We start from the raw sequence: 20,214 nt of genomic DNA on the forward strand, positions 1-20,214 counted from the left end.
AAAATCGAGATTGATTTTTTAATTTTTTTGAAAAACAAGACTTGTTTTTTCAGTTGATTTTTGAATAATTGGTGCGGCTCGCGCGCGGCGAGCACTGCCGATATAAACCGTAAGGTGACAACAGCAAACGGAAACAGCAAGGTAGCAGCGCACACGTTCGCGAAGCGAACGGCTGCACTAAAAAGAAATAGATGCATTTGGAAACGCAAACCCGAAGGTAACAGCGGCAAACACAAACCTGAAGGTAGCAGCGGCAAACACAAACCTGTGGGTAACGGCAACAAATACAAAACAGAATCATAATTGGTAGCAGCAATGGCGGTGTTTTCGTTTTCATTGAATCATGGGGGCGAATTTCCAATCACTCCTTTCACTCGCTGCACTCGCGAAACTCGTGATTGGAGGCGGTAATTTCGGGTATTCGTTAAATTTCAAAAAGGTGATTTGGATTTTGGTTTTATTACAAAATGATGATTGGGATTTCGTTTTTATTAAAAAAGAAATTCAGTCGGGATAACCAAAATGTATATATACCAGTGATTCCTTGTTATGCTCTGTTCACAAGACTTAAAATAAGGGCGCGTGAACCTCATTAAATAAAAAACGAAAGCATAATCAATATGCTCCGATAGTGTAGCTCGGCCAATCATTCCGGCCTTTCGAGCCGAAGACTCGGGTTCAAATCCCGATCGGAGCATTTCTTCATTCTCAAAACCTCTTTTCTTTTCATCGTTTTTTGAGTTAATTATTTATACTTTTACTTTTTGGCAGTTTATTGGCAAGTCATAAATGTATTTATCGTATTCTTCACGCAGTTCGTCGGTGTCGATTCTGCAATAAATGTCTTGTGAGTTCTTTCGTCGGTCGCCTCTTTGTTCTGCGACGAAGTCGGTGTCCATGCCGTTTTTCTTAGTGTTTTTAGTCAGTGAGTGTCGTGTGCATTTGACCATTGCGCGTTGGTCGGTTCTTCCGCCGTCGACATGAAGACCTGCTTTTCTGCCAATTCTTCTGATGTTTTCATAAACGATGTTGCCGGTCATGCGTGTTCGACAGTGTGAACCTAAAAAAAGAGGTTCGTCGTCTCTTAATTCATGACCCTATTCGATTCTGAGTTCGAGATAGTCCAAAAGATAACTGAGTGCCCAATCTGAGAAAATCACGGCTTTATTTGAGCGTTTTTTATGGTCGTGCAAATAAAGGACTCTGTTTTCGAAATCGACATCTTTGATGTTGAGTGCGATGAGTTCACCCCGTCGCATTCCTGTCGCTGCATACATCGCAATAATTGCGCGCCATAAAGCGTTTGGTGCTGTTTCGATGAGGAGTTGAATCTCTTCGGGTTTCCATTGTTGGAATTTGGGTGGTTCGTCGGGTTTGTATCGCGTCAAATACCGTTCTCTGAAAGTGTCATCGAGCGGATTTATTTTGATGAATCCTTCATCTTTCATGAATGAAAAAAGAGAATCAAGAGCCGAAAAATAGAATTTAATCGTGTTGTGTGAAAGATTTTTTTTCCGGAGTGATTCTAAGAATCTTAAAAGGTGTGGCCGGAAATCCAAATATTCCGCGTCATAAACGAATTGTTCTGTTCCGGTGAGGGAAATGTAGTCCGAAGAGATTCGGGCGTATTGTGAGGCGGTTCTTGGTTCTCTGTCTCTGAGGATTGTGTCGGTTTCAAGCGCGTTTCTAAAATAATCAACGTTTAAATAAAATGGTTGAGTTTCACTAATTGAGCTAATCATTTTTAATCACCAATTAAAAGATTGGCTCAAATCCTATTTATTTTTTGTTGTTGAAAAAGTGAGCTTCTGCTGTCGTTTTACGAAGTAAAACGAAGGGTTGAGGTGGAGAGAAAAAATAAAAAAGAAAAGTTATGCGCTCATGAGAGCAGAGAGCGCATATACTGTAATATATCCGGCAGGAGCGCCAGCCCCACGAAAGAAGCCGACCAACATGCCGAAGAGTTCCGTGAGGGTGTTTGCGTTGTCGCCGTAAATGCAAGACAGCAGCGCAACGAGCGCGAACGCGGCAAAGGCTGCACCGATTAAAGCGAGTTTTATTTTTGCGTTCATGGCGTGCCCCCTGTTTGGATATATCCTGTTTCGAACAATGTTGTCGGCAATACTGCCGTATTAGTTCCGTTCGAACGGATTAAAATGCGGTCGGTACTTGACTTTTTATTAAAAGGTAGGACGAGATGGTCCATGTTGTAATCCCCCGTTGCGCCCGTCGGGATCCCTTGTGAGACGACAGGGACTAACTGCGCGTTGTTTTTGTCAACCATAGTAAGGTAGATTGTTGTCCCGGTGCTGCCGTTTCTGCGGATTCTGAGCGTTTTTAGTTGCCCTGTTTTGTTTTCCGTCCCCGGAAGCTCTATGTACATTGGCCGGAGTTGACCGGATAACATGAGTTCTTTCGTGTGCGGTGTGAGAACTGCGCCGTTGTAAAGTAATACGCCGTTTTCATCAGTCGAGAGTGGGCTTGCGACTTTCCAGATGCCTGTTTGGTAACAGTTATATTCCATTTCTGAGTCTGTTGCGATGTATTTCATGCCGGGTTGTGGGTTAGGGTCTTTATCTGCGTCAAGACCGCTGTCAACCCTGTTTTTTCTGTAAAGTGGTGTTGATTCGGGCATACTCATTTTATCAGTTTCCTTTTTTGAGATTTGAGATTCCTTTAATTGTCGCGCCGACGGGGTGGTAAGATGCTGCCGTTTTGACCGCGCTTACGATTGAGGACGATGTGGATTTTTTGCTTACTGTGTTACTTCCGCCGCTTGCGGTAGATGTGCCGCTTGCGGTCGATGTGGCTGCACTTCCTGCGTTTCCGATGTTTGCGCTTGCCATGTAGTTTGACGACCAATCCGCTTTAAGCGCGGTTGTCGTCCGGATGTCGTTTGAGACACCTGTGTCGTAGATTGTTGTGCCGCCTTTTTTATAAGCGACCGGATAATCCGCTGCTGCGACAATTTCCGCGACGGTTGGTATTTCCTGTGTCGGGTTTGATAACAGGCTGCCGCCGTCTTGGAATCCGCCGCCGCCGGCAGTGCCTCCGGAGAGTGTGCCTTTTGAGGCGTAAGAGGCGGCTGCGACTAAGAGGAGGATAATTGCGCCGCCTGCAACAACTGTTTTTGTTTTTTGGTTCATGTCATAAACTCCTTGTAGGCGTAGAGTGCGATGACCGCAATGCCGCCGATTACGAGCAGACCGGTCATGTCGGTTTTAGAGGTTTGTGCCGCTTCCATCGACGTCGATGGGCTGACGTTCTGTGTCGGTTCTGCCGCCAGTGTTCCCATGTCGCCTTTTTTGAGACTTGCGAACGGCGAATCTGAAATCATGTTGACCGAGTAGTCGTATGTGTTTTGATTATAATTCGTCGTGTAGGTCGTTTGTGTGTTTTGATATTGCCGTTGGTCTTGCGTTTTGTTTGCAATGCCGCCGCCGAGAAGGTTGTCGAACATGCTGACGTTTTGGTCAAGATTGACGTTCTGCGTTAATGTTTTTGAGATTGTGTCAAAAAATCCCAAGTTATCACCTGCCGTTCAATTTTTCGTAAATCAATTTGTTGACCATGTTCTGAGTGATCTCTTTCGCGACAACAACTTGAATCAAGTCGTCTGTGTCGAAATCGTCAAGATTCCTGATGCGGAAATATTTGATCGTTTCGTCTTCGAAATTGTAAGTTTCGAAGAGAAGAGGCGGAATTTGAAACGTTTTGTTTTCGTCGCCGTTGACTTCGAGTTCGAGTTTGTTCGTACTTCCGTTTCTGATTTGCATCTGATTCGGGAAGCCGTATTTGCCGAAATCCATGTCGGATTTTGGGTCGAAGCTGTGAGATAAAATCAGACCTTCCGCTGCGCCTTTTTGGACGTTAAAAATTTTAAGAGGAGATGTATCGTATCTCCCCTCTCCGATAAAGGCAGACATTTCTGTCACCTCAGACCATGTAAGACGTAATCGGCATCAACATCTCTGATTTTGTAAGGTCGATTGTTTTGCCGGACGTGTCCGCGCGGAACGAAATCATGAGGTAAGAGTCCTCTCTTGCTGCCGGCATGACGAGACCGAGTTTGTAAGCGGTTCTCTTGTCGCTTTCAGACATTCGTTCGGTTCTGTCTTCCATAATCGGAGAAACGCCGAATTTTCTTGCGTTGGTGACCCAAAGACGGACTGTGCCGGGAATGACTGCGCCGGTGCTGTCCTTAACGACGAGCTTCATGTCGCCGCGGAGGTCGTTTGCCATTTCAAGAGCGCCGAAGCCGAATGCGTTGACGGATTGTGCGCCTGTTCTCATTTCCATGATTGGCAAAAATTCGGTGTTGTCGGTTGTTTTGCCGTTGCCGATTCCAGTCCAGTCACCAATCACGCTTGTGATGTCGTATTTGGATTTTGCTTCGACCGCAGTGCCGTCGGGCATGGGGATTAAGACCTGTGCCATTTAGACCACCGCCAGAGTTGTTGCTGCCGGGTTCGCACGTGCGCCGGAGAGAGCCGTGTTTCTGTTGGCTGCTGCGCCGCCGAGGAAGTTGAAGATTCCACTGCCATAGACGATGTCTTCACAACCGTCGAGGATTGAACCGCCTGAGACGATTCTGCGGACAGGGCTTGCGTATTTGCCGGAAGGGATTAAAAGACCTGCGCCGACACCGATGCCGAGTTTAATGAGACCGGATTTGATTGAACCGTCACCGATGACGGGTTTTAAAAGCTGTTCTGATGCGATTTTGTAACCAGCGAGACCGAACGATTCAACGAGACCGTTCGCGCCGACTTTGATTTTTCCTGTTTGTTCTGCCATTGAGAATTTCCTAATGCCGTTTGAATGTGTTTTTCGGCATCAGTTCAACAGATGTTTAACATTTGTTATATCGTTTTTTAAAATAACTTGGGGTTAAAATGTTATCGGTTGGGCGTTTTCCTTAACAATTTGTTAAGGTTGTTTAACAATTGTTAAATTTTGTTTAACAATTGTGTATTTTTGTTGATTTTTGGTTATTTTTTTGTTAAAGTTGCCCAGTCCTCTGCCGGGCCGGCTTTGGTGAGTTCGTTGTAATCGTCCATGACGACGAAGTTCCGAGAGCGGTCAAACAGAATGAAGTTTCGTTTGCCGTATTCGATTTCGGATTCCATGACTTTGTCTGCGCCTTTTGCCATTTTGTTGAGAATGCTGAGGTCGTCGGCGCCGGACTGTTTGAAAGCGACAATGAAGTCGGCGGTGTTCCTGACGTAGTAGTTTATGTCCATGAGTCGTCTGCTTGCGCTGACGACGTTTGAGAGCATATAGTGTCTGCATTTGACGAAAAATGACTGAGCGATCGGAGAGATTTTTTGACCGCTTTTGAAGTAGAGATCGGCTTCATCGAAAATGACGGTGTTTAAAGCTTCTTTGTATCGTTTTTTGGATTCGAGGACGTTGCAGTTTGGAATAATGATGTTGTTTATTGCAAGTTCGACCTCTTTGTTTATGCCGTCAAAATCTGTGTGTTTTGGAATGTATCTGAACCTTGATTCGGGGTGTTCGTTTAAAGGATCAATCGTGAATGTGTCCGGGTCGCGTTCCATGTGCACTTTTTTGATTGCGTAAGATTTGCCGGATCCTTGAAGACCGACGTAAAGAGTTTTGTTGATAAATTCGCCTGTGCCCATTTTAATAGCTCCGGATAACGTCAAAATACGGTCTGATGAATTGTTTTGATTCTTCGGGTTTCTCTTTCATCATTGTGAGTAGGTCAGCGATTGTGAGGTCTCCGAGGATTGATTGCGCTTCTTCAAGTTCTTCGACGATGCCGTCAAAGATGGTGTTGAATTTTTCATCGTCGGTTTTTTGGATCGGGTTTTGTGATTGTTGGTCGGTGGTGTCAGAACCATTTACGCCGTTGCCGTTTTGATTAAAGTTTCTTTGGAGGTTTTCGGGTTTTGCGAAATGGGGTTCTTGCGTCAACGTGTTTGGGGTTGTGTGTTTTGCGTGCAGCATTCTCTCAACCGCTTTTGATGTGCCTTCGGGATCTTCGACGAATTTGTCAATGAGTTTATTCACTCTGTCCACTGTCGATTTTGGGACGAGTTCGTAAATTTTCGGGATAATTTCGTCAGCGAGACCTTTTGCGGCTTCATCTGTTATGGATTCAGAGAATGAGTCAAGGGTAAATGATTCTGACATTGTTTTTCACCTTACCAGCTGTTCATTTTGAATGTTTTCAGTTTTTCGCCGAGTGCCGGGACTTCTTTTTCGAGTTTTTTGAGTTCCGCTTTCTGCGCTTTGATTCGGGTTTGAATGATTTTGACGGATTCTTCGTCTTCTCTGATGCTGCCGTTCAAATAATCCATTTTTGAGACTTTTGCGCCGTGTTCCTGTCTCAGTTCGTTGTATTCGGCGAGCTGTTCGGGTGTGATTGGTTCAGTCATTACAAAAACCTCTATCTGCGCCGTATTCGGCGATTTTTTCGAAAAGGTAGTCGGTGGCTTTGTCGAGTTCGTCTTCGGTCATTTTATCCATTTTCGGTTTTAAGAGGTTGAACGCTCTGTCAATCATTTGTTCCGTCGTTTCCGGCTCTTTGCCGAGCAGTTTGTCAATCAGTCCCATTCGTTAACATCTCCGCAGCTTGGGCAGTGTTTGTATTTCGTTTCTTGTTTGTGTCCGCAGCTGCCGCACTTGTAGACAGTCGGGTCAAGGTCTTCTTTTTGTTCTTTGTATAAGCCGAGCTTTTTCAAGTGCGCTGTTGCTTTTTGTTCAAAGTCGTCTTCTTTTGGTGTGTCGTTTGGTGTTGGTTTTGGTTCGGGTGGTTCGGGCATTTCGTTCGGGTCTCCGCATACCTTTTGTTCATAATGGTAATTGAGGCGTTGCTTCGAGGCGAACTCTTTTTCGCAAAGGTCACACACAAAGCGTTTCTTTTTCGGTTCGTCTGTCATTGGTTTAACCTCTTGTTAAGTCGGTTTGTTATTATTTAAAAAATAATAACAATTGTTTAATTTTTGTTTAATCATTTATAACATTTTTTAAATCAAGTAAAGTTGAGTTACCGTAAACGGCAACGGACTCCCCTCAACCAATCCCGACGAGCGAAGCGAGTAAAAACCGTTGTATTCGTGCGTAAGCACGAAAACGACATCAGCCGCCGCAGGCGGCGGAAAATTGTGCGAGAGAGGTGTAACCTTTTTATACGGTAACTGCATACTAATATACGCGAGAGAGGTGTAACCTTGTTTTTTTTATTAAAAAAACGCAAGCGGCTAATTGCGTATTTAATGATGCCGCATTCAAGAAAAGGAATCGTTATGAAGCAGCAGACTAAAACCTGCAAATAATTTCTCATACATTTTGATTCGGGAAAAGAGACTCTGAGAGTCGTTCCAGTGGAACAGCAAGAAGTCGGCAGTATTTTTAATGAGAATTTTTTTTAATAAGGTAAAAATGGGGGTTAAACCGTTTTTAGGAGACTTGTAGACTCTGAGAGTCTTCAAATCTCCAGTGGAAAGACTCTGAGAGTCTTCGGCGTTTTTCAGTCACGGACGTAACTAATTTTTGGTTGCGGTGTTGTTCGTTGATAGTCGTCTGTCAATTTTAGAATTGTCGTATTGTTGCCTTTGCCCTTAATGATTTCGTATTTGTGAGGAAAGTCTTGACAGAGTCGTTCTGCGAGCTTGACAGCACCGGAACGATATTGGTATTCGGCTTCGGACTGAATTTCTGACATCGTCATGGATTTTTTTTCAGCTAAAATCCGGGTGATTTTAACTGATCTCTGTTCGAGAGGTGAGAAAATCCGACTTGAACGTTTTTGAGTCGATAAGATGTCGTCGATGTCTTTCTGAATGTCTGTGACAGGTCTTTCGAGTGGTTTTGTTGCCATTTATTCAGGCACCTCCGATTTCATCTAAAATCTCTTTTCTTCGCTCATTTCTTGTTTTTTCGTCTTCATAAAAATTCATTTCACAAAAAACAACCGCATCATATCGTTTTTCATCGGGTATGTATTCAATGTAAATTACTGCGTGATGTTCTTGTGTGCATTCGTCTCTTTCGTTTCTGAAAGGGCATTCCCTCACTTCGCATTTTTCAATGTCTGCCATGCTGTAAACTCCTCATTTTTCATTCTTATTTTCGGGAATAATTTTCCATTTTTCCCCACATTTGCATTCCATCCTCATGTTGTTTGCATCAAGCACAATTTCATTTTCTCCGCAGCTGCAACATTTGACATCTGTAAGTCTTAACAAGAATCCTGCCATTTTCATTTCTCCTGTTCTTTAAATTCCTCAATTTTTGTTCTTGCCGGCGCCGCGATGATCCGCGCGGTCCGCCGGGTGATCGGCGGTGCAGCGTCGTCCGGGCGCCGGCATAATTTCCTCAATTTTTGTTCTTACCGCCGGCGCCGCGGACCGCGGTGATCCGCGTGGAACAGCTGATGATCCGCGGCGGTACCGCGCCGTTCGGGCGCCGGCATAATTTCCTCAATTTGTAGATTCCACTCTGCGTGATTGTTCGACTGTTGGTGTGACTGCTGTCTGTCTTGGGCAGTCGAAAATGAGTTTACCGCTTTCGACGTTGATAAAAATCAAATAAGGGACACTGCAACCGCATTCGCGCATAAAGTCGCAGTTTTCGTCTTTGCAGTTGATGAATGTCGTGAAAACGGTCATTCGAGGCACTCCCCTTGATGCGAGTGCATTCGCGTTTTGTAAAACAGATAAGGCGTGTTCGTTTGTCGGTTTGTTGACATGCCGACGACGGTCGACGTTTCCGCAGCGAGTTTCATGATGCGTTCGAGACGTTCTTGGTCTTTGATTTCGAAAAGACTTGCGATTGCCGGAGCGGTTAAAGTTTTTTGGAGTTTGACGATCTCTTGGATTTCGCGGAGTGTTTCAAAAAGAGGCATTATTCTTCCTCCGTTTTCAAAATGTCGATGACTTCGGGGACTGCGAACATGATTGCCGACGCGGCTTGTTCCCAATAAAATGCGGCTTCGGATTCTTCACGTTCTTTTTTTGCGTGATATTCACGGTCTTTTTTGTGCGTTTCCGCGTTCGATTTCGCCATTTCATAGAGTTCTCTGAAATAAACGAGTTCGAAATCTTCTGTTAAAATGGTTCGTGTATAGCTTGCGCTAGTTGGTTTTGTGTTCATTGTGTCAATTTCCTGTTGTGAATAATCAACGGCGTGACCCGTTGTTAATGAATGATTTTAAGTTAAAGTATAAAAGGATATCTTTATATAGCCTAAAACCAATTTCAAATTACATTTAAAACCGCTCTGAGAGCCGTGAACTCTTATAAAGAACAGAAAAGGAAATGTTATGCTTTTGTGTTAGCTTCCTGCGTTTCCCGAGTATGTTTTTTAGTCGAGGTTTTGAAATGGATAAGTGCGATGGTCGGGTTCAAATCCCGATCGGAGCACCATTTTTTCATTCTCAAAATCTCTTCATCTCACAGTTCAAACTGTATCGGAGATGATTCAAATGCCTCAAAAAGCGTCGATTTGTTTTGATTTTAAAGATTCGGAAAGAGTCGGAGATATTGCAGCGAATTTGAATTGGTTTGATTCTGATTTTGTTTCTTTCGGTTCTTTTGATTCCCTTAATTCTTTTTTAAAAATCGCTGAAAAAGAATCGGTTGATCCCGATGAAATTCGTTCGCTGTTGAATGAAACCGATATCACAGTCGTTTTTATCGGCAAACATACTTTTGAAAACGCTTTCTGCCTTCAAATGATTGATGAAAGTTTCCGCCGCGAAAACGCCTTTCTCGCCGTTTATCTCAACAACGCCGAAGACGTTGTCAAAACAGGCAGAGAAATTCTCGGGAAAAATCCGCTCGACCTTTTTTATTTCGAACACAAAGACGGCGCGACAACATTGAACCACGGCGCTGTTGTTCTTCCGGGAAAACTCAAGCGCCGGATTTCATCTAAAGATATGAAAGCAAAAATTGACTTCGTCAAAGTTTATGATTATGTCAAAGACAACGGCGCTGAAAATTTGGAAAAATGGATTGAAGAAGAGCGCCAAAGAAAAGTTGATTTTTGGGCGGAATGCGGAAAAATCAGCAAAGAAGAATGGACAAGCGCGCTTAAAGTGACGAACAAAGGCGGAATTGCGAGTTTCTTTTTATATTACGATTGGGCGAATTATTCAAAAGATTTGTCTTGAACTTGTAGGGCATACGGTTTTTGCGCGGCAGTCCGCGCGCGCAAGCAACACGTTTTGATGAAAAAATGAAGAGCCAATGACGTTTTTAATAACTAATAAAAATAAATGAAAAAAGAATGTTTGCTTATTAAGCAAACATATCATTCGGCGCATTCAAGCGGTTTTCTTCTTCGTCTTTTTTAACCTTTTTAACGGCGTTTTTCAAATCATCCGCGGTGATCGTATTGCCGCGTCTTCTTAAGACGAAAATGCCGGCTTCTCTGGCGACCGCATTTAAATCGGCGCCGCTGAATCCTGCGGTTTCTTTTGCAAGTTTTGCCAAATCAACATCCGGCGCCAAATTCATTTTACTTGTGTGAATCTGAAGAATTTCAAGGCGTGCTGCCTCTTCGGGCATCGGCACTTCAATTGCGCGGTCAAAACGGCCGGGACGGAGAAGCGCGGGGTCGAGCAGGTCTTTTCTGTTGGTTGCCGCCATGATCTTGACATCGCCGCGTCCGTCAAAACCGTCCATTTCCGCGAGCAGCTGAAGCATCGTTCGGTTCACTTCGGCCGATCCGCTGGTGCCGTCAAAAGTTCGCGTGCCGCCGACAGCATCAATCTCGTCAATGAAAAGAATCGCGGGTGCTTTTGAACGCGCCATCGCGAAAATATCTTTGACCAAACGCGCGCCTTCGCCGACAAATTTCTGAACAAGGTCGGAGCCGGACATTCGGATAAATGTCGCGTTTGCTTGCGTTGCAACCGCTTTTGCAATTAATGTTTTGCCGGTTCCCGGGCTTCCGTAGAGAAGAACGCCCGAAGGTGGCTCGATTCCGATTTTTTCAAACAATTCCGGCTGCGTGAGCGGCAGTTCAACCGTTTCAATGACTTCCTGAATCACGTCGCCGAGACCGCCGACTTGATCGTAGCTGACATCAGGCGACTGAATCAATTCCATCACCTGAGCGCGAACATCCGTGGATTGGCTGAGAATATCCATAATAATGTAAGCGGCGCCGTTGACGGCAACACGCATTCCGGGCTCTAAACGGTCTTCAAAGTCCGGTGCCGTGTGCGTTAAAATTTCCTGATTGTTGCCGTGAAGTTTAATGAGAATCTCATCGTCGAAAATTTCCATGACGGTCGCGATGAAAAACGGCGTTTTCGTTAAATCTTCGATTTGGCCTTTCAAGCGGCGGATTTCCCAGCGGTGGTCCTCAATGATTTGCGTCATTTTCAAAACATTCGCTTTCAATTCCCCGTTTTCAATCTGAGCGGCCGAGACTTCTTCCGTCAGCAGCCTGATTTTTTTTTGCAGTTCATCTTCCAATGACGGCTGCCCGGTTTCGATTAAATTTTCAACCGAATCCGAATTTTGCACATATTCAAAATCGTTTTCTGACATAGTGTATCCTTGACGGTTTTAGCTCTATTAATATTTTCTCTCAACAAAAGAAATAAATGAAACCGGCGCATTAAAACATAAAGCGTGAGAGCAATGGCTGATGTAAACATATATTTTTTCGGACCGGGGCTGATTTATTCAATCCTCATTTCAATCGTCCTTTCAATTTTGCTGACAATCGGCTTGAATTGGTACGCGAGAAAACAAATGTCCAAAGATTTCTGTCACGAAAATAATCCCGGCGACGCAGGGTTGGATTATGATTTTGAAGATGCTGATTCGGATGGCACAACACATACGAAAACCGGCGGCATGATTTTGGTCGGCCCGATTCCGATTGTCTTCGGAAACGGTAAAATCGGGTTTGATAAAGGGATTTTCAAATACGCTCTTGTTTTCTTTTTGATTATTTTGATTCTTTGGTTTTTCCTGTCTCAAAGAGTTCGCCTTTAATAGCAGAAATGCGTTCCAATCATAAATTCAAATATGGGTGAAATTATGGCAAAAAGACCGCCGACTCAAAAAAATTCAAAGGACAATTACCGCGTCAAAGGCAGAGGGGAGCAAAAAGGGCTCAAAGCCGGAAGAGACGTTCAAAAAAATGCAAGGGGAAGCAGTGCAGGTAACAGCGGTGCAGGCAACAGCAGCAGCGCAGGCAATAGCGGCAGCAGCCGGGGCGGCGGCAACCGCAGCGGAGACGGCAAACAAAAGCGTTACAGCGACGGCTACAGCGCAAAAGAGCTTGGAAAACTCTCCGAATCCCGAAAAACGGATTTTAAAAAAGGCGGTTCCAATCGCGTTCATTATGACAATGATTTCATTTATTGGTGCCGCGAATGCAATGTGCCGCTGATCGGAGAAATTTGCGGCGTTTGCGGGTCAACCGGCGACAAAATTACGCTTTCACAACCGGCGGATGTTCGTTTCGCGCAAGGGTATGATTACGAATTAATTGAAAAGCATATGCTGAATCTGTTTTCCTGCAATCCGCTCAAAGACCACGTTCTTTTGCTGAATAAAATTCCGGGCGACGATCAGACGATGGAAATCATCGCGGACGGCCGCGTTGTCGGAACGCTTCGGTTTGATTTGAAAATTTTGGATTTCGTTTTTGAGCCGACGCTTGAAGGATCGAAATTGTTCTTTAATGAGCCGTTTAGTTTCGCATCGGCCGGCCGCGTCGTTAAAATCGGCAAAGTGAAAACGCATTTGAACGGCAAAAATGTCACTTACGATTTGGTTGAAGAATATCCGGCCGGAATTAAAAAGGGTGAACCGGTTCTGATTGTCAGCGGCAATTTAACCGGATACGGAATCGCGCACGCGGACAGCGAAGAATTTTATCGCGTCAAAAAGGAAAATGAAAGCGAGGCGGCGGTAATGTCGACAAAGTCTGACGCGGAAATTAAAGCGGCACAGATTTTGAAGGTGAAAAACATTACGTCAGACGATTCCGCGCTCTTTTTGCTCTCCGATAAAAAGCCGTCGATGGAAGACGTTGTCGCTGCGAATGTTAATTATATCAAAGCGCTCGGCAAGGACGCGATGAATACGATTAAGGGCGCCGTGAATTTAAAAGATAATAAAGATAAGCCGGTTTTTGTTTCTTTCAGCGGCGGCAAAGACAGTCTTGTCGTTTTGGATTTGGCGGCCTCGGCGCTGGTTCACCGACCATTTACAGCCGTGTTTTTGAATACCGGAATCGATTATCCTGAAACGGTTGAGTTTGCAAAAACGCATTGTGAAAGCCGAAACATTCCGTTTAAAGAAATGAGTGCCGGCGATGATTTCTGGAAAACGTTGAAAGTTCAAGATCACCCGACGAAAGATTCGCGCTGGTGCTGCAAAGTCTGCAAACTCAATTCAAGCAACAGACTCGCCGACGGCGTTCCGCATTTGTCGCTTGACGGCAAACGCCGACAGGAATCGTTTATGCGATCCCGGATTCCGACGATGGACACCAATCCGAATGTGGAAGGGCAGCTCAATATTTTCCCGATTCGGGACTGGCGCGCGATTGAAGTTTGGCTTTACATCCACTGGCGAAAACTGCCGTACAACGTGCTTTACGACAAAGGAATGGAACGCATCGGCTGCTGGATGTGTCCGGCGGCGTTCCAGGCGGAATATGAACGCATGAGGGAAATTCATCCGGAACTCGCCGAACGCTGGGAAACATATTTGGCCGGCTGGGCGAAGAAAGAGGAAGTGTCGGAAGAATATATTCGTCACGGATTCTGGCGCTGGGAACAGCTGCCGCCGAAAATGATTAAGCTGGCGGACGAGTTGAAAATTGATCTTCGTCGTGAATCCGATGAACTTTGATTCAAATATGAATTATGAGAATGAACATTGTTTGAATAAATGATAATTCATCAATATAATAGGTTAGAATGAAAACATTATAAATATCATAATCTTCATTCTTTCCTCATACATTCATCAAAAACGGAGGCTTTGGATATGATTAATTTCAGGACGGGAGACATTAAAATTAATTTAGTTAAAAAAGACGGCCGCGTCTTTTCCGATATCATATTCAGCGGATAGCCTTTTCAAACTTTCACAATCGTTGTTCGCGACTTAATGACGCCGTTTGAACACGGTGACAGAATGGAAGTTTGTCTTTTTGAAAAGATGGAACTTTTCTACATCACCAAAATTACAGAATCTCGTGACGGCGCCGGTTTCCAATTCAAAACGATTGAAATCGACAAAGTCAATAAACCTCAGGCTGCGCCGAGGGTTCCGCCGAAAAAAGAAGGTCCGGTTCTGACGATGAACTCAAGAAGACCGGCGCTCTCGGGAGCGCCGAGACCGCAAATCGCAAGCGGATCCAAACAGCTTCCGGCAGGAAAAACACCGCAAAAGACGGTCGCGGCAAACGGTGTCCGGCAGGTGCAGGCAAACGGCGCGAAACAGGTCGCAGGCGACGCAACGAAGCGCGTTGCAGGCAGCAGCGCGAAACAGCTTCCGGCAGGCGGGCCGAGGCAGGTGGCAGGCGATGCAACGAAGCGCGTTGCAGGCAGCAGCGCGAAACAGCTTCCGGCAGGCGGGCCGAAACAGGTCGCAGGCAGCAGCACCAAGCAGGTGGCAGGCAGCGGCGCAAAGCAGCTTCCGGCGGGCGGCGCGAAACAAATCTCTCCAAACGCCAATAAGAAATTGGCGGCAAAAGATGCTGTTTATTTGCCGAGCGGAAAGAAAAAATAATCCGATTTCGTATCGGATGAATTTTAATACTACTTTTGAGTATTTTTCTAAATTCGAATATTTGGAAAAATAAAGGTTGAAATATGTACAAAACAGTCGCGCTTATCATCATCATAGTCGCAATCGCCACGCTTCAGGTTTATCTTTGCCGGCGTGAAAACAGACGCGTCGGCTTAATTTTGCCGGCCGCGTCTTTTGTCGTGTCAATCCTGGCCGTTATCGGAATGCATTTTTACACGGCGCCGCCGAATTTAATCAGCATGCTTTATTCCGCGGTTCAGGTTTTTATTATGATGAATATTCCGACCGTGATTTTGGCGGGAATTTATGTTTTATACCACGGTCGAAGAATGTAAAAATTGAAGAATTGTTAAGATTATAAATGGGGGTTTATAAATGGCTTTAATTGAAGGACTGGAACTCGGAATGGATCAAACGATCCTTTTGCTCGCGCTTGCATTGGTTTTAATTGCGATTCAGCTTTATTTCGGAAAAAAAGGAAAAGCGAAATTGGGGCTTCAGCTTTTAGCCGTCCCGTTCGTTCTTTCAATCATCGCCGCCGCTTACGCGTTCTTTTTCATGGATTTCCCTGACGGCGGCCGCGTGATTACGGCGATTTCTTATTTCATTCGCCTGAATGTCATAACGATTATGTTAGCCGCGATTTACTCGCTTTATTTCGGAAAAAAGAGATAAGGAGGAAGTAAATGGCATTTGAAGGAGACTTGATTCTGAGCGTTTTCAGTTATCTGTTTCTTCTTTGGTTTATTTTTATCGTCGCCCGGCAGATTTTTCTTTGCGCCCGAAACCGAAAAAACGACGCGAAAAAATTGCTTTACGCGGCGCTCGCCTTTTCATTTTTAGCGGCGCTCGGCTTGACAATATACACGGTTGTTTATCTTCAAAACGATTCGGCAGTCGTCAACATTTTGATTTCGTTTGCCGGAAACTTTGTTTTATGGAGCATTCCGACAATCATCGCGGCTTTGACTTACGCGATTTATTTTTTGAGAAAACAAAAGGAACCGCCGAAAGAAGAAACGAAATCAAAAGCTGAAGCGCTCAAAGAAGAAAAAAAGAATGAGCGCATGAATCATAAAATTTACTGAATCGGCTTCTGCGACCGTTTGCGCGTGTGAGCCGCACAAATTTTAGAGTCAATTCGTCAAATCCTGACCCGGGTTTTTTCAAAGAAAAAACCTTTTACGCTTCTTTTTTGTTTCATTAATATTTAAATAATTGAACCGCATTCAATTCCCATCTCTAAGACTGTTAGATTATTTGAAAAATTCAAAATTTCAGGTGTAAAATTTTATGCAAATGCTTCTCATTCACTCGGATTACATCGAGTATGAAACCAAAAAGAAAACGAAAATCGCTGAGGAAATCAGCGATGATATGAAAGCCGGTCGCCTCGAAGAGGCGCTGACAGCATTCATCGCGGTCGAAAAATGCGATGAAGCAAACCCTGACGGCACGGTGGCTGCCGCCGTCGCTCAGATTAAAAACACATTGGAGCAGGTCAAAACCGATAAAGTGATGGTTTACCCGTATGCGCATCTCAGCTCAAGCCTTTCCGCGCCGGATGTCGGTGTTTCCGTTTTAAAAGGAATTGAAGCGGCGCTTGCAGCAGACGGTCTCACCGTGAAACGCGCGCCGTTTGGCTGGTACAAGGCTTTCCAAATCAGCTGCAAAGGCCACCCCCTCTCGGAACTTTCCAAGCACATTTGCGTGGATGAGACGGCGGACGGCGCAGGTCAGCCGGCCGGCGGAAGCGTTGCGGCTTTGAAAGGAAACGCTTGCGGCGCAAGTGTTAAACTTTCCGAAGACAGCGACGTTGTTTCCGAAGCTTTGAAAGCGGAAAGCGTTGCGAAATCTTATTTTAAAATTATGGACCCGTCCGGCGCAATGCACGACGTTTCTGATTTTGATTTGACCGGCCGTGAAAAACTCGGCAAATTCATCAACTATGAAGTTTCTAAAAACAGAGCGGTCAGCGCGCCGCCGCCGCACGTTGAACTCATGAAAAAGCTTGAGCTTGCGGATTACGAACCCGGATCCGATTCCGGAAATATGAGATATTATCCGAAAGGCCGTCTCATGAAATCGCTTCTTGAAAATTATGTCGTCGAAAGAAGCGTTTCGGATTTCGGCGCGATGGAAGTTGAAACGCCGATTATGTATGATATGAACCACCCGACTTTGAAAAAGTATCTGGACCGGTTCCCGGCAAGACAATATTCCATCGAATCCGACAAGCGTCACATGTTCCTCAGATTCGCCGCCTGTTTCGGCCAATTTTTGATGAATCACGACATGACGATTTCTTACAGAAACATGCCGCTTAAAATGATTGAACTCACGCGCTACAGTTTCAGAAAAGAACAGCGCGGCGAACTTGTCGGCCTCCGCCGCCTCCGCGCGTTTACGATGCCGGACATGCATACGCTTTGCCGCGGCATGGATGAAGCGAAGGAGCAATTCTTTGAGCAGTATGAATTCTGTATTGACGTTTTGGACAATATCGGAATCGAGCTTGACGACTTTGAAATCGCAATTCGCTTTACCAAGGATTTCTATGAAGAAAACAAAGAGCTTATCGAAAAGATGGTTCAAAAAGTCAACAAGCCGGTTCTTGTTGAAATGTGGGACACCCGTTTCTTCTATTTCGTTTTGAAATTCGAATTCAACTTTGTCGACTCATCCGACAAGGCGAGCGCGCTTTCAACCGTTCAGATAGATGTTGAAAACGCGGAACGCTATGACATTACGTACACGGATTCCGACGGCGAAATCAAACGCCCGACTGTCCTTCACTGCTCGCCGAGCGGCGCCATCGAACGCTGCATTTACGGCCTCCTTGAAAAAGCCGCGATGAACAGCGCGAAAGGACAAATCGCGACGCTTCCTGTTTGGCTGTCACCAACTCAGGTTCGCGTGATTCCGGTCTCTGAAAAGCACGCCGAAGCGGCTGAAAAAATCGTCTCCGAACTCAAATGCAGAGTGGATTACGATGACCGCGAACTCACACTCGGCAAAAAAGTGAGAGAAGCCGGAACCGAATGGATTCCGTACACGGTTGTTATCGGCGACAAAGAAGCTGAAACCGGCAAGTTGACCGTGACGATTCGCGCCGAATCTCAGCCGAACAAACCGTTCCAGCAGGAAATGACGGTTGAAGAACTCAACGACAGAGTCGAAAAAGAAATTGCCGGCATGCCTTACAGAGGTTTGGCGCTGCCGAAATATATGTCGAAGAGAGCGAAGTTTGTTTGATTGAATTCGTTTCTTAAATTGTTTTGTTTTAGGGGGAAAAGGGCGGTGTGCTCTTTTCTTTTTTTTATTTTATCGGAATAAATCTTTTTTAAAAATATTAAAAAAGATATTTATAGACATGGTTCTTTTTTAGAAATAACGGAATACAATTCGCGATATTTCCGTTTTCAGTAATGATTCAATCATTATTGATGCTAAATGTACCTCCGCTCACCGGCGGCGGACCTCAAATAAATTGCCGGTTTAAGTTTTAAAAAACATAACTCATTCATTTTCAAAATTTTCAAAGGTGCAGTTAAATGAAATTATCAACGGGAAATTTGTATTTTATAACGGATTTTTTCTTTGAAAAGTTTCCCTGTCGAATAACATAGGCGCGCTTTCAACTCAATCAACCGATAATTTTTGAAAAATGAGAAAGTTTATGAAGATGGTCATAATTTCATTATTAAAACAATTCGAAATTCTTTTTTAAATATTTTTAATTTCTATTCAAACGGCGGCGAAAAATGACGGAAGAACCGGCACAATATTTGGTCAATAAACGAAAGCCCGATTATTCGCTTTATCTCGTGACCGACAGGTTTTTTCCGCCGGACCGATTTTTGTACAAAGTCCAGCAGGCTGTTTTCGGCGGCGTGACGATTGTTTAGCTTCGGGAAATAGATACGCCTTCTCTTGAATTTTATGAAATGGCGCTTGAGGTTTCCGCACTTTTGAAAGAAATGCGGAGCATAATCGGCAGAAAAGTTCCTTTTTTGATTAATGACCGACTTGACATTGCGCTGGCGGTTGATGCCGACGGTTTGCATGTCGGACAGAATGATTTGCCGGCTTCTGTTTGCAGGCACTTTCTCGGGAAAGATAAGATTCTCGGGGTTTCCGTCGGATCTGTTGAAGAAGCGGTTTTAGCTGAAAAGGACGGCGCGGATTATTTGAGCGTTGCTGCTTTTCAAACCGGAACGAAGCAGGAAGCTGTTGAAGTTTTTGAAATTTTCAAAGAAATTCAAAAAGCGGTTTCCATTCCGATTATTGCAGTCGGCGGAATTAATTTAGAAACTTTGCCTTTGCTGGCCGGTTTGAAAATTGGCGGGTTTGCCGTTATGTCGGCGATTATGGAAAGTGATGATGCAGAAGAAACAGCTGACGAATTACTGGATAAAATTCACTCTCGCTAATTTTAAACCTGCCAAAAAAATCGTATTTGCAGCTTAATGCTGCAAAATAATCTTATTTTCTAAAAGCAGGTCAATTAATTCGGTCAATGAGTTCTGATTTTTGGTTTTGATTTTAATTTCAAGTTTTCCGTCATTGATTTCAAAAGCAAGTTCTTTCACATCATTCGGAAGATATCTGTATCTCTTTTGGATGTATTCGTAGACAAGAACCTCGTTTTCAAAGAACTTTTTAAGAATGTCGGAAGATCCTGAAATATTGTAATTTTCAATAAATTTGACCTCGGACAATTCGTAAGGGTTACCGTAATAGCTTTTGACAATGAATAATTTTCTGAAAAGGTCGTTGTCATAGGGTTCAGGTATTGCTTTGATTTGAATGTCTTTTGTTTTTAAATTACGGGTGACGGTTATGTTTTCGGATTGGTATTCTTTTACGACGGCATTTTTTTCGTCATCGGTTTCGTTTCCGGCTTCGTCGTAGAATTTTATGAATTCATGGTTTTCGGGGATTTTTAGGGCGAGACAGATGTCGAGGTCTTCGTCGTGGTATTTGAGAATGCTTGTTGTGAAAGTTGTATTGATTTCGGATATGAGTTTGTGGTCGGGCATTTTTGTCACCTTTTATTTGGGGAGATTTATAGGAGTTGAGGGTATTTAAAAAGATGGAATGAAGAGGATTAACATAACTTTCTACAATAAAATTGAATTTGTGCATGGTTTTCATACCTATTTTGTAATAAGCTTTTTATTCTCTATATTCTATTTAATCCATAATTCTTACTCGAGATTTTGAAGGACAATTATGATTAAAACTCCCAAATTGCTGGATAACAAATTGAACGGCAAAGTTGTTGATGAACTCGTTTTAAATTTGACGAAAGAATCTAAACTTTCTGTTATTTCGGCTTATTTTACAATTTATGCTTATGCAGAACTTAAAAATGAGTTAGATAAAATTGACTCCGTTCGTTTTCTTTTTACAGACCCTGTTTTTTTAAAAACTGATAAAGAATCACGGG

At 44.1% G+C, this 20,214-nt stretch carries 35 protein-coding genes and 1 tRNA gene; 13 read left to right on the forward strand and 23 right to left on the reverse strand.

The window, feature by feature from the left end; all coding sequences use genetic code 11:
- Nucleotides 1–60: 60 nt before the first annotated feature.
- Both MmiEs2_RS02395 and MmiEs2_RS02400 read left to right on the forward strand, forming a co-directional pair.
- Nucleotides 61–303 (forward strand): hypothetical protein, encoded by a 243-nt coding sequence (locus tag MmiEs2_RS02395; RefSeq protein WP_316559840.1) that lies wholly within the window; start codon nucleotides 61–63, stop codon nucleotides 301–303.
- A gap of 319 nt (nucleotides 304–622) precedes the next feature.
- A tRNA-Glu gene (locus MmiEs2_RS02400) sits at nucleotides 623–697 on the forward strand.
- Nucleotides 698–749: 52 nt separating this feature from the next.
- Here the strand turns inward: MmiEs2_RS02400 and MmiEs2_RS02405 are convergent.
- The 18 genes from MmiEs2_RS02405 to MmiEs2_RS02490 all read right to left on the reverse strand — a co-directional run bounded on the left by MmiEs2_RS02405 (nucleotide 750) and on the right by MmiEs2_RS02490 (nucleotide 8,228).
- A complete protein-coding gene (locus MmiEs2_RS02405) occupies nucleotides 750–1,040 on the reverse strand; it encodes a site-specific integrase (protein ID WP_316559841.1) in 291 nt (96 codons plus the stop codon).
- A gap of 57 nt (nucleotides 1,041–1,097) precedes the next feature.
- Nucleotides 1,098–1,742, reverse strand: a complete 645-nt coding sequence (locus MmiEs2_RS02410) for a tyrosine-type recombinase/integrase (RefSeq protein WP_316559842.1) — start codon at nucleotides 1,740–1,742, stop codon at nucleotides 1,098–1,100.
- A gap of 129 nt (nucleotides 1,743–1,871) precedes the next feature.
- Complete coding sequence (locus MmiEs2_RS02415; protein WP_316559843.1) at nucleotides 1,872–2,072, reverse strand: hypothetical protein; 201 nt, start codon at nucleotides 2,070–2,072, stop codon at nucleotides 1,872–1,874.
- A complete protein-coding gene (locus MmiEs2_RS02420) occupies nucleotides 2,069–2,383 on the reverse strand; it encodes a hypothetical protein (protein WP_316559844.1) in 315 nt (104 codons plus the stop codon). Before MmiEs2_RS02420 ends, MmiEs2_RS02415 begins: the two co-directional genes overlap by 4 nt.
- A gap of 262 nt (nucleotides 2,384–2,645) precedes the next feature.
- Nucleotides 2,646–3,146: a hypothetical protein gene (locus MmiEs2_RS02425; RefSeq protein ID WP_316559845.1), complete on the reverse strand. Its 501-nt coding sequence runs from the start codon at nucleotides 3,144–3,146 to the stop codon at nucleotides 2,646–2,648.
- On the reverse strand, nucleotides 3,143–3,526 hold the full coding sequence (locus MmiEs2_RS02430; protein WP_316559846.1) for a hypothetical protein: 384 nt from the start codon (nucleotides 3,524–3,526) through the stop codon (nucleotides 3,143–3,145). Before MmiEs2_RS02430 ends, MmiEs2_RS02425 begins: the two co-directional genes overlap by 4 nt.
- 4 nt (nucleotides 3,527–3,530) lie before the next feature.
- Nucleotides 3,531–3,926 (reverse strand): hypothetical protein, encoded by a 396-nt coding sequence (locus MmiEs2_RS02435; protein WP_316559847.1) that lies wholly within the window; start codon nucleotides 3,924–3,926, stop codon nucleotides 3,531–3,533.
- Nucleotides 3,927–3,936: 10 nt separating this feature from the next.
- On the reverse strand, nucleotides 3,937–4,437 hold the full coding sequence (locus MmiEs2_RS02440) for a hypothetical protein (protein ID WP_316559848.1): 501 nt from the start codon (nucleotides 4,435–4,437) through the stop codon (nucleotides 3,937–3,939).
- On the reverse strand, nucleotides 4,438–4,797 hold the full coding sequence (locus MmiEs2_RS02445) for a hypothetical protein (RefSeq protein WP_316559849.1): 360 nt from the start codon (nucleotides 4,795–4,797) through the stop codon (nucleotides 4,438–4,440).
- Nucleotides 4,798–4,991: 194 nt separating this feature from the next.
- A complete protein-coding gene (locus MmiEs2_RS02450; RefSeq protein ID WP_316559850.1) occupies nucleotides 4,992–5,645 on the reverse strand; it encodes a hypothetical protein in 654 nt (217 codons plus the stop codon).
- 1 nt (nucleotide 5,646) lies between these two features.
- Nucleotides 5,647–6,159 carry a hypothetical protein gene (locus MmiEs2_RS02455; protein WP_316559851.1) on the reverse strand — a complete coding sequence of 171 codons (513 nt, stop codon included), beginning with the start codon at nucleotides 6,157–6,159 and terminating at the stop codon, nucleotides 5,647–5,649.
- 11 nt (nucleotides 6,160–6,170) lie between these two features.
- Nucleotides 6,171–6,404: a hypothetical protein gene (locus MmiEs2_RS02460; RefSeq protein WP_316559852.1), complete on the reverse strand. Its 234-nt coding sequence runs from the start codon at nucleotides 6,402–6,404 to the stop codon at nucleotides 6,171–6,173.
- Complete coding sequence (locus MmiEs2_RS02465; RefSeq protein WP_316559853.1) at nucleotides 6,397–6,582, reverse strand: hypothetical protein; 186 nt, start codon at nucleotides 6,580–6,582, stop codon at nucleotides 6,397–6,399. Before MmiEs2_RS02465 ends, MmiEs2_RS02460 begins: the two co-directional genes overlap by 8 nt.
- Nucleotides 6,573–6,908, reverse strand: coding sequence for a hypothetical protein (locus MmiEs2_RS02470; protein WP_316559854.1), 336 nt, complete (start codon nucleotides 6,906–6,908; stop codon nucleotides 6,573–6,575). Before MmiEs2_RS02470 ends, MmiEs2_RS02465 begins: the two co-directional genes overlap by 10 nt.
- An 87-nt stretch (nucleotides 6,909–6,995) precedes the next feature.
- Nucleotides 6,996–7,172 carry a hypothetical protein gene (locus MmiEs2_RS02475; protein WP_316559855.1) on the reverse strand — a complete coding sequence of 59 codons (177 nt, stop codon included), beginning with the start codon at nucleotides 7,170–7,172 and terminating at the stop codon, nucleotides 6,996–6,998.
- Between the two features lie 326 nt (nucleotides 7,173–7,498).
- The gene (locus MmiEs2_RS02480; RefSeq protein WP_316559856.1) at nucleotides 7,499–7,849 is read right to left on the reverse strand and encodes a hypothetical protein; all 351 of its coding nucleotides are present in this window, start codon (nucleotides 7,847–7,849) and stop codon (nucleotides 7,499–7,501) included.
- Nucleotides 7,850–7,853: 4 nt separating this feature from the next.
- On the reverse strand, nucleotides 7,854–8,069 hold the full coding sequence (locus MmiEs2_RS02485; RefSeq protein ID WP_316559857.1) for a hypothetical protein: 216 nt from the start codon (nucleotides 8,067–8,069) through the stop codon (nucleotides 7,854–7,856).
- Between the two features lie 12 nt (nucleotides 8,070–8,081).
- Nucleotides 8,082–8,228 (reverse strand): hypothetical protein, encoded by a 147-nt coding sequence (locus tag MmiEs2_RS02490; RefSeq protein ID WP_316559858.1) that lies wholly within the window; start codon nucleotides 8,226–8,228, stop codon nucleotides 8,082–8,084.
- 85 nt (nucleotides 8,229–8,313) lie between these two features.
- Between MmiEs2_RS02490 and MmiEs2_RS02495 the strand changes: the two genes are divergently transcribed.
- The gene (locus MmiEs2_RS02495) at nucleotides 8,314–8,445 is read left to right on the forward strand and encodes a hypothetical protein (protein ID WP_316559859.1); all 132 of its coding nucleotides are present in this window, start codon (nucleotides 8,314–8,316) and stop codon (nucleotides 8,443–8,445) included.
- A gap of 5 nt (nucleotides 8,446–8,450) precedes the next feature.
- Here MmiEs2_RS02495 and MmiEs2_RS02500 read toward each other — a convergent pair whose 3' ends face one another.
- Genes MmiEs2_RS02500 through MmiEs2_RS02510 form a run of 3 tightly spaced genes read right to left on the reverse strand, consistent with a single transcriptional unit; the run spans nucleotide 8,451 to nucleotide 9,123 of the window.
- Nucleotides 8,451–8,639 (reverse strand): hypothetical protein, encoded by a 189-nt coding sequence (locus MmiEs2_RS02500; RefSeq protein ID WP_316559860.1) that lies wholly within the window; start codon nucleotides 8,637–8,639, stop codon nucleotides 8,451–8,453.
- Entirely contained in the window at nucleotides 8,636–8,875 is a 240-nt protein-coding gene (locus tag MmiEs2_RS02505; protein WP_316559861.1) for a hypothetical protein, read from the reverse strand. Before MmiEs2_RS02505 ends, MmiEs2_RS02500 begins: the two co-directional genes overlap by 4 nt.
- A complete protein-coding gene (locus MmiEs2_RS02510) occupies nucleotides 8,875–9,123 on the reverse strand; it encodes a hypothetical protein (RefSeq protein WP_316559862.1) in 249 nt (82 codons plus the stop codon). The genes MmiEs2_RS02505 and MmiEs2_RS02510 overlap by 1 nt, the downstream gene beginning before the upstream one ends.
- A 331-nt stretch (nucleotides 9,124–9,454) precedes the next feature.
- Here MmiEs2_RS02510 and MmiEs2_RS02515 point away from each other — a divergent pair, with 331 nt between their 5' ends.
- Nucleotides 9,455–10,144 (forward strand): TIR domain-containing protein, encoded by a 690-nt coding sequence (locus tag MmiEs2_RS02515; protein ID WP_316559863.1) that lies wholly within the window; start codon nucleotides 9,455–9,457, stop codon nucleotides 10,142–10,144.
- 127 nt (nucleotides 10,145–10,271) lie between these two features.
- Here MmiEs2_RS02515 and MmiEs2_RS02520 read toward each other — a convergent pair whose 3' ends face one another.
- Nucleotides 10,272–11,531 carry a proteasome-activating nucleotidase gene (locus tag MmiEs2_RS02520; protein WP_316559864.1) on the reverse strand — a complete coding sequence of 420 codons (1,260 nt, stop codon included), beginning with the start codon at nucleotides 11,529–11,531 and terminating at the stop codon, nucleotides 10,272–10,274.
- Between the two features lie 93 nt (nucleotides 11,532–11,624).
- Here MmiEs2_RS02520 and MmiEs2_RS02525 point away from each other — a divergent pair, with 93 nt between their 5' ends.
- From MmiEs2_RS02525 to MmiEs2_RS02565, 9 genes are all read left to right on the forward strand, one after another.
- Entirely contained in the window at nucleotides 11,625–11,984 is a 360-nt protein-coding gene (locus MmiEs2_RS02525) for a TIGR00304 family membrane protein (protein WP_316559865.1), read from the forward strand.
- Between the two features lie 45 nt (nucleotides 11,985–12,029).
- Entirely contained in the window at nucleotides 12,030–13,856 is a 1,827-nt protein-coding gene (locus MmiEs2_RS02530; protein WP_316559866.1) for a phosphoadenosine phosphosulfate reductase domain-containing protein, read from the forward strand.
- Between the two features lie 261 nt (nucleotides 13,857–14,117).
- Complete coding sequence (locus MmiEs2_RS02535; RefSeq protein WP_316559867.1) at nucleotides 14,118–14,741, forward strand: hypothetical protein; 624 nt, start codon at nucleotides 14,118–14,120, stop codon at nucleotides 14,739–14,741.
- 83 nt (nucleotides 14,742–14,824) lie between these two features.
- Nucleotides 14,825–15,097 carry a hypothetical protein gene (locus MmiEs2_RS02540; protein ID WP_316559868.1) on the forward strand — a complete coding sequence of 91 codons (273 nt, stop codon included), beginning with the start codon at nucleotides 14,825–14,827 and terminating at the stop codon, nucleotides 15,095–15,097.
- A 40-nt stretch (nucleotides 15,098–15,137) separates the two neighbouring features.
- Nucleotides 15,138–15,437, forward strand: coding sequence for a hypothetical protein (locus tag MmiEs2_RS02545; RefSeq protein ID WP_316559869.1), 300 nt, complete (start codon nucleotides 15,138–15,140; stop codon nucleotides 15,435–15,437).
- Between the two features lie 11 nt (nucleotides 15,438–15,448).
- Nucleotides 15,449–15,850, forward strand: coding sequence for a hypothetical protein (locus MmiEs2_RS02550; RefSeq protein ID WP_316559870.1), 402 nt, complete (start codon nucleotides 15,449–15,451; stop codon nucleotides 15,848–15,850).
- A 205-nt stretch (nucleotides 15,851–16,055) separates the two neighbouring features.
- Nucleotides 16,056–18,017 carry a threonine--tRNA ligase gene (locus MmiEs2_RS02555; RefSeq protein ID WP_316559871.1) on the forward strand — a complete coding sequence of 654 codons (1,962 nt, stop codon included), beginning with the start codon at nucleotides 16,056–16,058 and terminating at the stop codon, nucleotides 18,015–18,017.
- Nucleotides 18,018–18,526: 509 nt separating this feature from the next.
- A complete protein-coding gene (locus tag MmiEs2_RS02560; RefSeq protein ID WP_316559872.1) occupies nucleotides 18,527–18,670 on the forward strand; it encodes a hypothetical protein in 144 nt (47 codons plus the stop codon).
- A 9-nt stretch (nucleotides 18,671–18,679) separates the two neighbouring features.
- The gene (locus MmiEs2_RS02565) at nucleotides 18,680–19,195 is read left to right on the forward strand and encodes a thiamine phosphate synthase (protein WP_316560222.1); all 516 of its coding nucleotides are present in this window, start codon (nucleotides 18,680–18,682) and stop codon (nucleotides 19,193–19,195) included.
- Nucleotides 19,196–19,228: 33 nt separating this feature from the next.
- Here MmiEs2_RS02565 and MmiEs2_RS02570 read toward each other — a convergent pair whose 3' ends face one another.
- Nucleotides 19,229–19,804 carry a hypothetical protein gene (locus tag MmiEs2_RS02570; RefSeq protein WP_316559873.1) on the reverse strand — a complete coding sequence of 192 codons (576 nt, stop codon included), beginning with the start codon at nucleotides 19,802–19,804 and terminating at the stop codon, nucleotides 19,229–19,231.
- Nucleotides 19,805–20,214: the final 410 nt, after the last annotated feature.

Origin of the sequence: Methanimicrococcus stummii, from assembly GCF_032594435.1 — an archaeon.
Taxonomy (GTDB): Archaea; Halobacteriota; Methanosarcinia; order Methanosarcinales; family Methanosarcinaceae; genus Methanimicrococcus; species Methanimicrococcus stummii.

Excerpts from the sequence above, each read along its gene's own strand:
- MmiEs2_RS02405 (WP_316559841.1), bottom strand. The coding sequence starts at position 1,040 with ATGACCGGCAACATCGTTTATGAAAACATCAGAAGAATTGGCAGAAAA.
- MmiEs2_RS02410 (WP_316559842.1), bottom strand. The coding sequence starts at position 1,742 with ATGATTAGCTCAATTAGTGAAACTCAACCATTTTATTTAAACGTTGAT.
- MmiEs2_RS02415 (WP_316559843.1), bottom strand. The coding sequence starts at position 2,072 with ATGAACGCAAAAATAAAACTCGCTTTAATCGGTGCAGCCTTTGCCGCG.
- MmiEs2_RS02420 (WP_316559844.1), bottom strand. The coding sequence starts at position 2,383 with ATGTACATAGAGCTTCCGGGGACGGAAAACAAAACAGGGCAACTAAAA.
- MmiEs2_RS02425 (WP_316559845.1), bottom strand. The coding sequence starts at position 3,146 with ATGAACCAAAAAACAAAAACAGTTGTTGCAGGCGGCGCAATTATCCTC.
- MmiEs2_RS02435 (WP_316559847.1), bottom strand. The coding sequence starts at position 3,926 with ATGTCTGCCTTTATCGGAGAGGGGAGATACGATACATCTCCTCTTAAA.
- MmiEs2_RS02440 (WP_316559848.1), bottom strand. The coding sequence starts at position 4,437 with ATGGCACAGGTCTTAATCCCCATGCCCGACGGCACTGCGGTCGAAGCA.
- MmiEs2_RS02445 (WP_316559849.1), bottom strand. The coding sequence starts at position 4,797 with ATGGCAGAACAAACAGGAAAAATCAAAGTCGGCGCGAACGGTCTCGTT.
- MmiEs2_RS02450 (WP_316559850.1), bottom strand. The coding sequence starts at position 5,645 with ATGGGCACAGGCGAATTTATCAACAAAACTCTTTACGTCGGTCTTCAA.
- MmiEs2_RS02455 (WP_316559851.1), bottom strand. The coding sequence starts at position 6,159 with ATGTCAGAATCATTTACCCTTGACTCATTCTCTGAATCCATAACAGAT.
- MmiEs2_RS02460 (WP_316559852.1), bottom strand. The coding sequence starts at position 6,404 with ATGACTGAACCAATCACACCCGAACAGCTCGCCGAATACAACGAACTG.
- MmiEs2_RS02465 (WP_316559853.1), bottom strand. The coding sequence starts at position 6,582 with ATGGGACTGATTGACAAACTGCTCGGCAAAGAGCCGGAAACGACGGAA.
- MmiEs2_RS02470 (WP_316559854.1), bottom strand. The coding sequence starts at position 6,908 with ATGACAGACGAACCGAAAAAGAAACGCTTTGTGTGTGACCTTTGCGAA.
- MmiEs2_RS02475 (WP_316559855.1), bottom strand. The coding sequence starts at position 7,172 with ATGCAGTTACCGTATAAAAAGGTTACACCTCTCTCGCACAATTTTCCG.
- MmiEs2_RS02480 (WP_316559856.1), bottom strand. The coding sequence starts at position 7,849 with ATGGCAACAAAACCACTCGAAAGACCTGTCACAGACATTCAGAAAGAC.
- MmiEs2_RS02485 (WP_316559857.1), bottom strand. The coding sequence starts at position 8,069 with ATGGCAGACATTGAAAAATGCGAAGTGAGGGAATGCCCTTTCAGAAAC.
- MmiEs2_RS02490 (WP_316559858.1), bottom strand. The coding sequence starts at position 8,228 with ATGGCAGGATTCTTGTTAAGACTTACAGATGTCAAATGTTGCAGCTGC.
- MmiEs2_RS02500 (WP_316559860.1), bottom strand. The coding sequence starts at position 8,639 with ATGACCGTTTTCACGACATTCATCAACTGCAAAGACGAAAACTGCGAC.
- MmiEs2_RS02505 (WP_316559861.1), bottom strand. The coding sequence starts at position 8,875 with ATGCCTCTTTTTGAAACACTCCGCGAAATCCAAGAGATCGTCAAACTC.
- MmiEs2_RS02510 (WP_316559862.1), bottom strand. The coding sequence starts at position 9,123 with ATGAACACAAAACCAACTAGCGCAAGCTATACACGAACCATTTTAACA.
- MmiEs2_RS02515 (WP_316559863.1), top strand. The coding sequence starts at position 9,455 with ATGCCTCAAAAAGCGTCGATTTGTTTTGATTTTAAAGATTCGGAAAGA.
- MmiEs2_RS02520 (WP_316559864.1), bottom strand. The coding sequence starts at position 11,531 with ATGTCAGAAAACGATTTTGAATATGTGCAAAATTCGGATTCGGTTGAA.
- MmiEs2_RS02525 (WP_316559865.1), top strand. The coding sequence starts at position 11,625 with ATGGCTGATGTAAACATATATTTTTTCGGACCGGGGCTGATTTATTCA.
- MmiEs2_RS02530 (WP_316559866.1), top strand. The coding sequence starts at position 12,030 with ATGGCAAAAAGACCGCCGACTCAAAAAAATTCAAAGGACAATTACCGC.
- MmiEs2_RS02535 (WP_316559867.1), top strand. The coding sequence starts at position 14,118 with ATGACGCCGTTTGAACACGGTGACAGAATGGAAGTTTGTCTTTTTGAA.
- MmiEs2_RS02540 (WP_316559868.1), top strand. The coding sequence starts at position 14,825 with ATGTACAAAACAGTCGCGCTTATCATCATCATAGTCGCAATCGCCACG.
- MmiEs2_RS02545 (WP_316559869.1), top strand. The coding sequence starts at position 15,138 with ATGGCTTTAATTGAAGGACTGGAACTCGGAATGGATCAAACGATCCTT.
- MmiEs2_RS02550 (WP_316559870.1), top strand. The coding sequence starts at position 15,449 with ATGGCATTTGAAGGAGACTTGATTCTGAGCGTTTTCAGTTATCTGTTT.
- MmiEs2_RS02555 (WP_316559871.1), top strand. The coding sequence starts at position 16,056 with ATGCAAATGCTTCTCATTCACTCGGATTACATCGAGTATGAAACCAAA.
- MmiEs2_RS02560 (WP_316559872.1), top strand. The coding sequence starts at position 18,527 with ATGACGGAAGAACCGGCACAATATTTGGTCAATAAACGAAAGCCCGAT.
- MmiEs2_RS02570 (WP_316559873.1), bottom strand. The coding sequence starts at position 19,804 with ATGCCCGACCACAAACTCATATCCGAAATCAATACAACTTTCACAACA.